We start from the raw sequence: 12,799 nt of genomic DNA on the forward strand, positions 1-12,799 counted from the left end.
CGACGGGCAATGTCTGGGCGATGACGGAACGCGGCGCGGGGGCGCTGGCGCGCAGCGAGACGGAGATCGCGATCGGCCGGAGCCGGATGGCGGTCGACGCTTTCGGCGCTCTCTCGATCCACTTCGATGAGACGGCGCTTCCCTGGCCCGGACACCGCCTGCTGCCCCGCCGCATCACCGGCTCCATCCGCATCGAGCCGGAGGCGCCCTCCGGTCCCTGCCTGCGGCTCGACGGCGGCGGGCATCACCACTGGCAGCCGCGCATTCCGACCGGGCGTGCCAGCGTGAGCTGCGATGCCCTGCCCGGCGGCGGCTGGCAGGGGCACGGCTATCACGACTGGAACGCGGGCACGCGCCCGCCCGAGCAGGACTTTTCCGGCTGGGACTGGGCCCGCGGCATTCTGCCGGAGACGGGGGAAACGGTCATTCTCTACGATGCGCGCCTCGCCGATGGCAGCCGCCGCGCCTTCGGCCTACGCTACGCGCCCGGCGGATCGGCAGCAACCCCCGAGGTCTTCACCTTGCCGCCGCCGCAGGCCCTGCCGCGCGGCTTCTGGGGCGTGACGGGATCCATCGCCTGCGATCCCGATGCGCGGCCCGTGCTGCGTCGCCGGCTGGAGGATACGCCCTTTTACACGCGCGCGCTGGTGGATGTCGTGCTGGGCGGCCGGCCCGTCAGTCTCGTGCAGGAAACGCTGGACTGCAAACGCCTCGCCAACCCGCTGGTGCGGCTGATGCTGCCCTTCCGCATGCCGCGCCGGGGTTAGCGCTGACTGTCATCCCCCGGTATCTTCTCGTCGCTTTTCCGGTCGTCGTAGCGGGCAAGGTCACGCTTCTGCCAGATGTAGAAGGCGAGCACGAGGCCGAAGACGAAGAGCGCCTCGATGAGGCCGAAATAGTGCTCATACACGGTGCGGCGCCCCCTCCCCTGCCGCGCGGGCCGGCGGGCGGCGTTCGGTGCGGGCGCGGTGCTGGAGATCGAGCAGCAGGGCGGCGAAACGGTCGATCCCGCCTTCGCCCTCTCTCGGCGGTGCGGCAACCGCCCGTCCGGTGGCGGCCGCAACGAGGCTTGCAACGGAGGGATCGGCGGGGGCACGACGGGCTGCGGCCATGAATCCTTCGGTCAGCGCCACCGGCCGGCGGGCGGCGAGCAGGATGGCCAGCTTGCGCGGCAGCGATGTGCGGGCCCGGCGCGACAGGCTGTCATGGCCGGCGCCGGCGATCTGCCGGCCGATGTCCCGATAGGTGAGCGCGGCCGTGCGGATCGCGTGGCGGCAATCGGCCGGAAGCGCGACGATGCCGGCATGGGCGAGCGCATAATGCTGGTCGGCCTCGGCCAGCAGCCTTGCGACGACGGCGCCGATGGCCGGCGTGAAGCGCGGTGCGGCGCGAAGGGCTTCAGCATCGACACCCGCCTCCGCCAGCCAGTCCGAAGGCAGATAGAGCCTGCCATGGGCAAGGTCTTCCCCCACATCCCGGGCGATGTTGGTGAGTTGCATGGCAAGGCCGAGATCGGCGGCGCGGGCGAGCGCCCAGGGTTCGCTCGTTCCCATCACCAGCGCCATCATGATGCCGACGCTGGAGGCAACGCCGGCGGCGTAGTCCTTCACCTCACCGATAGTCCGGTACTGCCGGTCCGTCATGTCCATCTCGAAGCCATCGAGAAGGGCGACGGGCACTGCCTTGGGAATGCCGTGGGTTTCCACCAGCTGCGCGAAGGCGCGGTCGCAGGCATGGTCCGATGGCGTGCCGGCATAGAGGCGGTCGAGCCGTTCGCGCAGCCGCTCCAGCACATCCGGCCGGCGCCCGCGCGCATCCACCGCATCGTCGGAATGGCGGCAGAAGGCATAGAGCGCATGGGCCGCCTGTCGCGTGGCGCGCGGCAGAAGCAGCGAGGCGATGTGGAAGGATTTCGAGCCGCGCCTAATGGAGGCCGTGCAGCGGTCGAGATCCGTGCCGGCGCCGCTAAAGCCGTAATTCAGCGCGGCCGGGCGGTAGATGGCGGATCCGCGGTGAAGGGGTGTGGTGGTGACGATCTCGCTCATGCCACCCCTCCCCCGGCCTTCAGCGCCGCGGGGTCCGGCACGAGACCGGCGACGATGCGGGCCGAACAGAGCACGCCCGGCAGGCCCGCGCCCGGATGGGTCCCCGCACCGCACAGATAGAGATTGTCGAGCTCCTCCGACTGGTTGTGCGGGCGGAACCAGGCGCTTTGCAGCAGCTTCGGCTCCAGCGCGAAGGCGGCGCCCGCGAACGAATGCAGCCGCTCGCGAAAATCGATAGGGGTTGCGATGCGCGAGGAGACGATGTGGCGGCCGAGATCCGGCAGCACGGTTTCCTCCAGCCGCTTTTCGATGCGGCGGCGATAGATCTCCGCATCGCGGGCCCAGTCGGCATTGCCGGTGAGATTGGGCACCGGGCTCAGCACGTAGAAACTGTCGCAGCCATCAGGCGCGACGGATGGATCCACGGCGCTGGGGCGGTGCAGATAGAGGCTGAAATCGCCGGCCAGATGCTTGCGGTGGAAGATGTCGTCGAGCAGGCCGCGATAGCGGGGGCCGAAGACCATGCTGTGGTGATGCACGTCGCCATAGCGGCGATTTGTGCCGAAATACCAGACGAAGAGGCCCATGGAATAATCGCCGCGGCTGATCTTGCGATCCGTCCAGCGCTTGCGCGGCAGGTGGGCCAGGAGCTTGCCATAGGTGGTGGCGGGATCGGCATTGGAGACGACGATATCGGCGGCGATCGTCTCGCCCGAGGCGAGCCGCACGCCCGTGGCGCGACGCCCCTTGGTCAGGATCGTCTCCACCGTCTCGCCCAGCCGGATCGTGCCGCCGTTCAGCCGCACGAGCTTTGCAATGCCCGCGACCAGTGCATTGGTGCCGCCCATGGCGTAATGCACGCCGTGCCGGCTCTCCAGATGCGCGATCAGGCAATAGAAGGAGGTGGCGGAGAAGGGATTGCCGCCGATCAGCAGCGGATGGAAGGAAAACAGCGTGCGCAGCTTCTCGTGTCGGAAATGCTTCGCCACGACCGAATGCACGGAGCGATAGCCGCCGAGCCGCACGAGCCCCAGCATGGCTCGCGCCGTGAAGGCGAGGCTGTGGAACGGCCTGTCGGCCATCTCTTCGAAGGCGACCGCGTAGATCCGCCGGCTCTCCTCCATGAAGCCGCGATAGCCGGCAACGCCATGGATGGGATCGATCCGCGCCACCTCCGCCTCCATGGCGGCGGGGTCTCCCGAATAGTCGAACCATGTCCCGTCATCGAAGCGCACCCGGTAGAAAGGAAGGCAGGGCCTCAGATCGACATCCTCGGCAAAGGTGGCGCCGCAATCCTTCCAGAGCTCTTCGAAAAGAAACGGCGCGGTAATGATGGTGGGGCCGGCATCGAAGACGAAGCCATCCTGCCGGTGAGCATAGGCTCGCCCGCCCGGCGCATCGAGCGGATCGACCACCGTCACCCGATAGCCGCGGGCGGCGAGGAGAGCTGCGGCCGACAGGCCGCCGACGCCCGCGCCGATGACCAGCGCATGCGCTCGGGCCGGATCGGCTTCGGTTGTCAGAGTGGGACGGTCGATGGGAAAGCGCTGCGCCACCGTCATGCTGCATCCACCCCGGCCGGGCGCTCGGCTTCGAGCGCGGTTTCGATCATGCGGCAGACCGTATCGGCTGCCGCCTCATGCAGGAGATGGCCGCCTGTGGGCGTGCGCACCAGCCGGCCGCTCGGGGCGAGCCGGGCGGCATGGGCCGAATGTGCGGCCGGCACCATCGGGTCGTCATCCGCGGCAATCAGGGTGAGTGGCGCTGAAAATGTGGATAGCAGGCGATCGAAACGCTGGAGATCCCAGGAAGCCATCATGCCGAGCGCGCCGCGCACATGGCCGGAACTGGCCAGAAGCCGGCGGTAGAGATCGGCGCCCTTCGGATCGATGGCAGAGCCCGTGGCGCCCACGAGATTGCCGCCAAGCGGCGTGGCGCGGGCGAGAAGCGAAAACATGCGCGCCGAAAGCCTGCTCGAAAACAGCGCCTTTGCGATGGGCGAGAACAGGCGGTCGCCACGGATGGGCAGGAAAGCGCCGTTGATGGCGATGACGGCGGGCGCATCCCTTCGCTCTTCCCCTCCTGCGGACCTACCCCCGGGCCCTCCCCCCTCCCCTCCCCCAAGGGCGGTGGCGAGCGAGACGGCAATGGCCCCCCCGGCGGAATGGCCGATGATGGAGGCCGGCCGCATGGCGAGAGCGGCAAGCAAGGCTGCAAGCGCCGCGGTCATGCCCGGCAGGGAAAGATCCGCCATGCCCGCCATCGGCCGGGTAAAGCCGTGGCAGGGCAGGTCCGGCACGACAAGGCGGAAGCGCCGGGCGAGGATTGGCTGCACATGCCGCCAGGAATGGCTGGCCGCGCCCGTGCCGTGCAGCAGAAGAAGGACCGGCGCAGCGTGCGGCCCGGCGACCTGCACATGAAAGGAAAGGCCCCCCGCCTCCACGAAACGGCTGTGCTCGCGGTGTGGCCAGTCCTGCCCGTCGCGGCACCAGTCGAGTGAGTGATCGGCCGGCGAAGGGGCGCGTTTGGCATGGGCGCTCATGGCCGGCCCCCGGTCATGGCGGTCTCGACGAGGCCGGAAAGGCCGGAGGCGGCGGCGGCGCGCAGCACGTGCAGATCCGCGCCGAGTTCTTCGGCGAGCGCTGCGACGGCCGGACGCGGGCGCCGGGCGATATCGACGCAGATCGTCTTCAGCCCTTCGGCCCGGTAGCGGCGGGCAATGTCGTCCGCCTGCCGGGCCGCAAGTGCGCGGTCCGCCTCGCCGCCAAGCGCCACATTGCCGGCGCCGTCGGTGAGAACGACGACGATGGGTGTGTGGCCGCGCCGGCGGACCGATAGCGCCAGCTCCAGCCCCGTCTTCAGCCCGGCGGCGAGCGGCGTCGGCCCCCCGCCGGGAAGCGCGGCAAGGCGCCGCTTGGCGGCCACCAGCGAGCGCGTCGGCGGCAGCAGCAGATCGGCGCCTTCGGCCCGAAAGGCGATCAGCGCCACCTCGTCGCGGCGCACATAGCAGCGCGCCAGAAGCTGTTCGATGGCGCCCTTGGTCTCGCCGAGCCTGTCGAGCGCGGTGGAGCCGGAGGCATCGACCACGAAGATCGCCGTGGAGGGGGCGGCATGGCGGCGGCGGTGATAGCGAAAATCCTCCTTGCGGATCTGCGGCGTCGCCTGCCCCCCCTCCCCGCCCGCAAGGCTTGCCGCGATGGCGCAGCGGCGCAGGCGCTGGAAGGGCGCGGCGGCCCTCAGCGTTGCCAGAAGATCGGGTCGCTGATCGGTAAAGGGCGGCGTCGTGCCGGTGGCGTATGGACGACCGCGCCGGGCCTTGCGCATCTCGGCGCCGGCCTTTCCAGCCTGTTTTGCCTGGCGTGCCGCTCGCTCGCTGACGAGAAGCGACAGTCCGTCGATCGCGCCCGCCGAAACGGCCGCTTCGAGCCGGCTCAGCGCATCGGGGGGAGCGGGCGGTGGCGGCGTGTGGGCGGCCTCAGCCTCTTCCGGTGTGGGTTCACCGCTGGAGGGGCCGGGCGGCTGTTTGTGCGGAGGCTGGCTGGCTTCCGGATCGCTTTTCGACGGCGTCTGCGAAGGGGGTTCCGCCGAGAGCAGGCGGATGCCGAGGCAGAGACGCAGCGCGCCGACCGCATCTTCCGGCCGAACCTGCCGGCGGCCGGCCAGCATGGCGAGGATGCGCGCGACGGCGAAGAGATGCAGATGCGCGCGGGCCGAGCCGTGGCCGGCGGCAAAGGCAAGTGAAAGCATCTGTTCGAGAAGCCTGTTCGGAAGGCCGACGGCATGCCAGTCCCGCTGCTTCCCGGTCATGGTGAGACCGGCCGGCAGAGCGGCGCGTGTCGCCGAAAGGGGAATGCCGTCGAGGCTGACATGCAGGGCAAGGCGGTCCGTCAGCACGCAGGGCGGCGCCTCATCCGCCTCCGCGGCTTCATCCAGCGCCAGCACGACAAAGCGCCGCGGTTCCATGGCCTCGGCAAGGGTCGCCGCCGTGCCCGGTTCCAGCCGCTCGGCCATGGGCACGATCATCAGACCGGCGGTCACGGCGGATAGCAGCCCCTCTTCCTCAACACGCCTTCCGGTGCGCGCCGTGGCGGCCAGGTCGAGTCGGCCATGCAGGGCATCGCTGCCGGCGCCGGGTGGAAGGCGCCGGGTGGACACCGCGTTCCCGAAGCCGGCAATGAGATGATCGACGAAGGCATCGCGCACCCCGCCGGCCCGCGCCGTCAGCCAGAGCCCGCCGAGCGCGCCGCGCCCGACCGAGAGCACAGCGGCCGCCAGCAGCGCATCGTGCCAGCGTTCCGCCCCGCTCGCCTCGATGGCCTCCTGAAAGCGCTCGCTCGCCCCGACATCATCCATGGTGCTCACCCATGGGCATAGGCTTTTGCAGCGTTCACCGTCTGTGCCGGCACCTTGTTCTGGCTCGCATCGAGCGCGGCGAGCGCCCGTTCGATGCGCGGCGCGCTGCCAGCGTCATCCAGCGGATCGCGCCGGAGGCGATGGCACAGGACCATGGGCGCAATCGCCTCGATATCCGCCCAGGTGACGCTCTCGCGTCCCTCAAGCGCCGCCGCCGCACGGGCGGCGCGCATCAGGGTCAGCTCGCCGCGCATGCCGTCGATGCCGAGCCGCATGCACAGTTGCGAGAGGCGCGAGAGGATCATGTCGGAGATGGTGACGGCCCGCAGCAGGGCGCGCGCCGTCACGACGCGCTTGCGCACCGCCGCCTCCTTGCGCGCCCAGCTCAAGGCAAAGGCTTCGGGATCGGTCTCATAGGCATCGCGCCGGCGGATGACGTCGATGCGCTGCTGGAGATTGTCGAGAGTGCGGATATCGACGGCAAGGCCGAAGCGGTCGAGGAGCTGCGGGCGAAGGTCCCCCTCCTCCGGATTGCCGCTGCCGACGAGCACGAAGCGCGCGGCATGGCGGATGCTGATACCCTCGCGCTCGACGACATTGACGCCGGAAGCGGCCGCATCGAGCAATAGGTCCACCAGATGGTCTTCGAGAAGATTGACCTCGTCTACGTACAGAAAGCCGCGATTGGCGGCGGCCAGCAGGCCCGGCTCGAAGCGTTTTTCGCCGGAGATCAGCGCCGTCTCGATGTCGAGCGCGCCGCAGACCCGATCCTCGGTCGCGCCGAGCGGCAGATCGACCATCGGCGCGGGCTTTTGAACCACCGCGCTTGTGCGGCTGGCGCCGGGAGCGGAGCAGGCCGGACAAGCCCCCTGCGGCGTGTCAGGCAGGCAATTGTAGCGGCATCCCTCCCGCGTCTCGATCGCTGGCAGAAGTGCGGCCAGCGCCCGCACCGCCGTCGATTTGCCCGTTCCCCGGTCGCCGAAGATCAGCACACCGCCCAGCAACGGTTCCACCGCCGCCATCAGCAGCGCCTTCTTCATATCCTCCTGCCCGACAATGGCCGAAAAGGGAAAGGGCTTCAGCATGGGCCTGACCTCGATTGTGAAGTGTCAACAGATATTGACACTTCTGATGCGGTATTTGAAGGGGGTTGTCGCGATTTGTTGACAGGCTTCAAGGAAGCAAAGGCGTGACGGCCTTTCCGGGAGGCTGCGCGACCCGGAGAGGGAAAAGTCTGCTGAGTCGGGCCGAATCGCCTTAAACGGGGACGTCTGGCGCCGGATTTTTTTGCTGAAGCGGGAAAATCGCGGGCCAGTGATGGCCTGCGACAGTCCGATGAATGTCTCCAAGTCTCTGACATCCTAAAGGAATTCAAATTTCGGACTCTGGCCAGTCCGAAGCCGGCCAAATGCCTTAGGAATTTGTTAACCTTAAATTTCTTGCCGGGGTCCCAGAATCGGCGATAATAACGGTTAAAGGGCCGATTTGGGCTCAAAACCGTTATAGAAGAGTCTGACGCCCGATGAACGCTAAATCAAGCGCTTCCGCCGAAACGGTCGGGATGCACTTCGAAGACCAGATCCTCGAACAGGGCGATCTGATCTCCAAGAAGCTGCATCTCCTCAGCGTTCAGCGGTTTCCGCCCAATGCCAAGAAGGGGCTGCGCTCCTTCACGCTGGCGGAGGTCGCGGCCTATGTCGGCGTCTCCCAGAGCACCTTGAAGAAGCTGCACCTGGAGGGCAAGGGCCCCTCCCCCCAGACCTCTTCGTCCGGGCGGCGCAGCTATACGGCGGCGCAGATGCTGGAACTGCGCGACTATCTCGATGCCCACGCCCGCTCCGACAGCCGCATCTATGTGCCGCATCGTCGCGCCGGCGAAAAGCTGCAGGTCATCGCGGTCGTCAACTTCAAGGGCGGCTCCGGCAAGACGACGACGACGGCGCATCTGGCGCAGTATCTCGCGCTCACCGGCCACCGCGTGCTGGCGATCGACCTCGACCCGCAGGCCTCGCTCTCCTCGCTGCACGGCTTCCAGCCGGAGCTCGATCAGGTGCCCTCGCTCTACGACGCGATCCGCTACGATGCCAATCGCACGCCGCTTGCCGAGATCATCCGGCCTACCAATTTCCCCGGCCTCGACATTATCCCGGCCAATCTCGACCTTCAGGAATATGAGTACGACACGCCGCTCGCCATGGCCGACAAATCGACCAACGAGGGCAAGACCTTCTTCACCCGCATTTCGCGGGCGCTGGCGGAGGTGGAAGACCGCTACGACGTCGTCGTGATCGATTGCCCGCCGCAGCTCGGCTATCTCACCCTGACGGCGCTGACGGCGGCGACGAGCGTGCTGATCACCATCCATCCGCAAATGCTGGACGTGATGTCCATGGGCCAGTTTCTCCTGATGCTCGGCGGGATCCTGAAGCCGATCCGCGCCGCAGGCGCCGAAGTGAATCTGTCCTGGTATCGCTATCTCATCACGCGCTACGAGCCGACCGATGTGCCGCAGGCGCAGATGGTCGGCTTCATGACGACGATGTTCCACGAATTCATGCTGAAGAACCAGATGCTGAAGTCGACGGCCGTGTCCGATGCCGGGATCACCAAGCAGACGCTGTACGAGGTTGAGCGCGCCGCGATGAACCGCGGCACCTATGACCGGGCCATCGAGTCTCTCGATGCCGTCAATGGCGAGATCGCAAGTCTCATTCATCAGGCTTGGGGGCGGCGGGTTGTCGGCTGACAAAATCGGGGTTTTCGGCAAGAAATTCAGGTGCCTGTGAGAAATTGGAGCAAAGCGGATGGCGCGCAAGAACCTGTTGGAAGGATTGGCGGACCTGCCGGAAGAGCAGGGACCGTCCGCGTCCTATCCCATGCGCGGGGCGGGAAAATCGCTGGTGCGCTCGCTGGACGAGCTAGCGCGGCAGGCCGACAAATATCTCGAAGGCGAGGCAGTTCTCGAGCTTGATCCCGACAGCGTCGACGATTCCTTCGTGAAGGACCGGCTCTCTGACGACAATGAGGATTTCCGCACGCTGGTGGAGGCGATCCGCGAGCGGGGGCAGGACACGCCCATTCTGGTGCGCCCCCACGCCAGCGCGGCCGGGCGCTATCAGGTGGTCTTCGGCCATCGCCGCTTGCGCGCCGCCCGCGCTCTCGGCCGCAAGGTGCGTGCCGTCGTCAAGCCGATCGATGATCGCGCCCATGTGATCGCGCAGGGCCAGGAAAATTCCGCCCGCGCCAACCTCACCTTCATCGAACGGGCCCTCTTTGTCCGGCGTCTGCAGGATCTCGGCTATGACCGCGAGGTGATGGCGGCGGCGCTTGCCTCCAATGCGGCAGGCATTTCCAAGATGCTGTCGGTCACCGATCGCATCGCGCCGGAGACGATCGCCACCATCGGCGATGCCCCGTCCGTCGGGCGCGAGCGTTGGGTGGAGCTGTCGCTGCTGGTTGGAAAGGCCGGGAATGGCGCGCGGCTGAAGGCGCTGCTTTCCGCTCCCGTCTTCGAAACGCTCGGCTCGGACGAGCGCTTCCTCTATCTCTACAACGGCCTGAAGAGCGCGGCGCGCCCGGTGCGAAAGCATACGGCGCCGGCGCCGGCCGCGTCCACCTGGGCGACCCGCGAGCGCGATGTGGTGGCCGAACTCAAGCAGACGGGGAAGGCCTATTCCATTTCCCTGAAGGCGAAGAATGCCGTGCGTTTCGGCGACTTCCTGTCGCGAAACCTCGACACGATCTACCAGCAGTTTTTGGATGAAATGAAGGACGAAACCTAGGAAGCAAAAGAAAAAGGCCCCCGAACGGTTGCCCGCGGAAGCCCTTCTCATGTCTAGCAGCTAGAGAATCGCATTTCCCGGAATCGCAGTCAAGAGTCTTTGGCACCGTTTTGGTGAGCGGATTTCCTTTGCCTGAAAAAAGGCAGTGAAGACCATGCATACGGGACATGTAACGACGCCCTTCGGGCGGCGGCCAATGACGCTTGCCCTGGTGAAGAGCCAGATGGCGATGGCCGAGGCAAAGCCTATCACGGGCCGCATCGACAAATGGAAGGTGTTTCGCGACATCTGCGAGGCGCGCGAACGCTTCGGTCTGCAGGATCGGGCGCTCGCCGTGCTCGATGCGTTGCTGACCTTCCATCCGGAGGGGGAGCTCGATGCGGATCGGCCGCTCGTCGTTTTCCCCTCGAACGGCCAACTTTCCGTCCGCGCCCACGGCATTGCCGGCACGACGCTGCGTCGCCAGCTTGCCGCTCTCGTCGATGCCGGCCTCATCCAGCGCCGGGACAGCCCGAACGGCAAGCGCTATGCGCATCGCGGAAACGATGGCGCCATCGAACAGGCCTTCGGCTTCGATCTCCAGCCGCTGGTGGTGCGGGCGGCAGACATCGCGCTGATGGCGCAGGCCGAAGCGGCCGAAAAGCTCAGGCTGCGACGCCTGCGCGAGGCGCTGACCATCTGCCGGCGCGATGTGCGCAAACTGATCAGCGCAGCGGTGGAGGAGGGCGCGCCTGGCAACTGGGAGCAGGTCGAGGCGGTCTATGTCGGCATCATCGCCCGCTTGCCGCGTCGCGCGGCCGCTCCGGAGGTGACCGAAGTGCTCGAAGAGATGGAGATGCTGCGCACGGAAATCCTCAACCGGTTGCAGGATCAGCTCAATTCTTCAAAAATGGGCGGCAATGACCACCAGCATGGCGCCCACATACAGAATTCAAATACCGATCCCATCGATGAACTTGAACCTCGCTCCGAAAAAGAGCAGGGCGAAAGGCCTGAGCCAGACGTGGGAGAGGCTGAAGGCAAGATCGAAGAGAATGGCGCGCACCCGCCGCGGCTGATCGAGACGAAGGCGCGCAAGGCGGACGGTGCGCTGCAGGTCTTCCCGCTCGCCCTGGTGCTGAGGGCCTGCCCGACCATTGCCGATTACGGGCCGGGCGGCGAGCTTGCCAACTGGCGCGCTCTGATGGGTGCCGCCGTGGTCGTGCGCTCCATGCTCGGCGTCAGTCCGTCGGCCTATCAGGAAGCCTGCGAGGTGATGGGGCCGGAAAATGCGGCAACGGCAATTGCCTGCATTCTCGAAAGGGCCGGGCAGATCAATTCCGCCGGCGGTTACCTCCGGGACCTCACGCGGCGCGCCAAACGCGGAGAATTCGGGCTCGGTCCCATGCTGATGTCGCTGATCCGGCACAATGCCGGGCCAGGGCGGCAATTGGCATGATGGTCAAAATGGAGATGGTGTCATGCCCGATGGGCGCAGGATTTTCTTGGCTGGTTCCGTTCGGCACATGGCAAGGCGAAACAAGGTTGAGATTGTAACGCGAAAGCCACGGATAAGTGTTGCATGTCCAACATTTATGCTGTTGGATTTGCCGCATAGATCACTTTTGGGGCGGTTCAGGTGTTGTATGATGAAGATTTCCTGTCGCGGCTGGCGGCAGGGGTACAGGGTCTTGGTCCTGTCTGGGGCGTCTCCGGCGATGCGACGCTGCGACTCCTGACGATCTCGGAGAACGCGACCTTCCTGTTCGAGGATCCGGCGACAGGGCGCAAGCTTGTCGTCCGGGTGCACCGTCCCGATTACCACACGGAAGCGGAAATCCTTTCCGAGCTTGCCTGGATCGAAGCGCTGCGCGCCGAGGGCGTGGTGGCGACCCCGAAGCCTGTGGCGGCTGAAGATGGCGCCCTGCTGCAGCGGTTTTCGGACGGGGATAGCCTGCGCCATGCCGTCGCCTTCGAACACATGACGGGGCGCGAGCCGGATGCGGAGGCCGATCGCGTCAAATGGTATGGCGCGCTGGGCGAGATCAATGCGCGCCTGCATGGCCACAGCCGCCGCTGGGCGCGCCCGCAGGGCTTCGTGCGCAAGGTTTGGGATTTCGATCGCATCATCGGCGCGGGCGCCCACTGGGGCGACTGGCGCCAGGCGCTGGGGCTGACGGCCGATGGCAGGGCCGTTCTGGAGCGGGTCCATAGGCTCCTTCACGAGCAGACGGCCGCCTATGGAACGGGCGCCGACCGCTTCGGCCTCGTTCACTGCGACATGCGCGCCGCCAATCTGCTCGTCGATGGCGAGCGGCTCGGCGTCATCGATTTCGACGACTGCGGCCTTTCCTGGTTCGCCTATGATTTTGCCGCTGCGATCAGCTTCATCGAGCACGAACCCGTGGTGCCGGAACTGATGGAGGCCTGGCTCGACGGCTACCGGCGCACCGCGCCGCTGGCGGCCGAGCAGGCGGCGGCGCTGCCCATGTTCATCATGCTGCGGCGCATTCAACTGACGGCCTGGATCGCCTCCCATGCGGAGACCCCGACGGCCAGAAGCATGGGCACCGCCTACACCGACGGCACGGTCGCGCTCGCCGAGCGCTATTTGAGCGAACACGGCTGAGGGAGATACGG

At 66.9% G+C, this 12,799-nt stretch carries 11 protein-coding genes; 5 read left to right on the forward strand and 6 right to left on the reverse strand.

Annotated features, from left to right (window positions below; all coding sequences use genetic code 11):
- The first annotated feature begins 20 nt into the window (after positions 1 to 20).
- A complete protein-coding gene (locus F3H41_RS19940; protein WP_244616291.1) occupies positions 21 to 767 on the forward strand; it encodes a carotenoid 1,2-hydratase in 747 nt (248 codons plus the stop codon).
- Here the strand turns inward: F3H41_RS19940 and F3H41_RS21380 are convergent.
- From F3H41_RS21380 to bchI, 6 genes are read right to left on the reverse strand one after another with little or no spacing between them, the layout of a single operon-like run.
- On the reverse strand, positions 764 to 910 hold the full coding sequence (locus F3H41_RS21380) for a hypothetical protein (RefSeq protein ID WP_188129554.1): 147 nt from the start codon (positions 908 to 910) through the stop codon (positions 764 to 766). The two genes, F3H41_RS19940 and F3H41_RS21380, sit on opposite strands and share 4 nt — an antisense overlap.
- The gene (locus F3H41_RS19945) at positions 903 to 2,045 is read right to left on the reverse strand and encodes a phytoene/squalene synthase family protein (RefSeq protein ID WP_149740449.1); all 1,143 of its coding nucleotides are present in this window, start codon (positions 2,043 to 2,045) and stop codon (positions 903 to 905) included. Before F3H41_RS19945 ends, F3H41_RS21380 begins: the two co-directional genes overlap by 8 nt.
- The gene (gene crtI / locus F3H41_RS19950) at positions 2,042 to 3,607 is read right to left on the reverse strand and encodes a phytoene desaturase family protein (protein ID WP_149740450.1); all 1,566 of its coding nucleotides are present in this window, start codon (positions 3,605 to 3,607) and stop codon (positions 2,042 to 2,044) included. Before crtI ends, F3H41_RS19945 begins: the two co-directional genes overlap by 4 nt.
- Positions 3,604 to 4,587: an alpha/beta fold hydrolase gene (locus F3H41_RS19955; protein ID WP_149740451.1), complete on the reverse strand. Its 984-nt coding sequence runs from the start codon at positions 4,585 to 4,587 to the stop codon at positions 3,604 to 3,606. The genes crtI and F3H41_RS19955 overlap by 4 nt, the downstream gene beginning before the upstream one ends.
- On the reverse strand, positions 4,584 to 6,398 hold the full coding sequence (locus tag F3H41_RS19960) for a VWA domain-containing protein (protein WP_149740452.1): 1,815 nt from the start codon (positions 6,396 to 6,398) through the stop codon (positions 4,584 to 4,586). The genes F3H41_RS19955 and F3H41_RS19960 overlap by 4 nt, the downstream gene beginning before the upstream one ends.
- 5 nt (positions 6,399 to 6,403) lie before the next feature.
- Positions 6,404 to 7,483 (reverse strand): magnesium chelatase ATPase subunit I, encoded by a 1,080-nt coding sequence (bchI, locus tag F3H41_RS19965; RefSeq protein ID WP_149740453.1) that lies wholly within the window; start codon positions 7,481 to 7,483, stop codon positions 6,404 to 6,406.
- Positions 7,484 to 7,920: 437 nt separating this feature from the next.
- On the opposite strand from bchI, the gene repA reads away from it, so the two are divergent.
- From repA to F3H41_RS19985, 4 genes are all read left to right on the forward strand, one after another.
- Positions 7,921 to 9,144, forward strand: coding sequence for a plasmid partitioning protein RepA (repA, locus tag F3H41_RS19970; RefSeq protein ID WP_149740454.1), 1,224 nt, complete (start codon positions 7,921 to 7,923; stop codon positions 9,142 to 9,144).
- Between the two features lie 58 nt (positions 9,145 to 9,202).
- Positions 9,203 to 10,180: a plasmid partitioning protein RepB gene (repB, locus tag F3H41_RS19975; RefSeq protein ID WP_149740455.1), complete on the forward strand. Its 978-nt coding sequence runs from the start codon at positions 9,203 to 9,205 to the stop codon at positions 10,178 to 10,180.
- Between the two features lie 154 nt (positions 10,181 to 10,334).
- Positions 10,335 to 11,618 (forward strand): plasmid replication protein RepC, encoded by a 1,284-nt coding sequence (repC, locus tag F3H41_RS19980; protein ID WP_149740456.1) that lies wholly within the window; start codon positions 10,335 to 10,337, stop codon positions 11,616 to 11,618.
- A gap of 180 nt (positions 11,619 to 11,798) precedes the next feature.
- Complete coding sequence (locus tag F3H41_RS19985) at positions 11,799 to 12,788, forward strand: phosphotransferase (RefSeq protein WP_149740457.1); 990 nt, start codon at positions 11,799 to 11,801, stop codon at positions 12,786 to 12,788.
- Positions 12,789 to 12,799 lie beyond the last annotated feature (11 nt).

The sequence above is a fragment of the Rhizobium sp. RU20A genome, assembly GCF_900155885.1.
Taxonomy (GTDB): domain Bacteria; phylum Pseudomonadota; class Alphaproteobacteria; order Rhizobiales; family Rhizobiaceae; genus RU20A.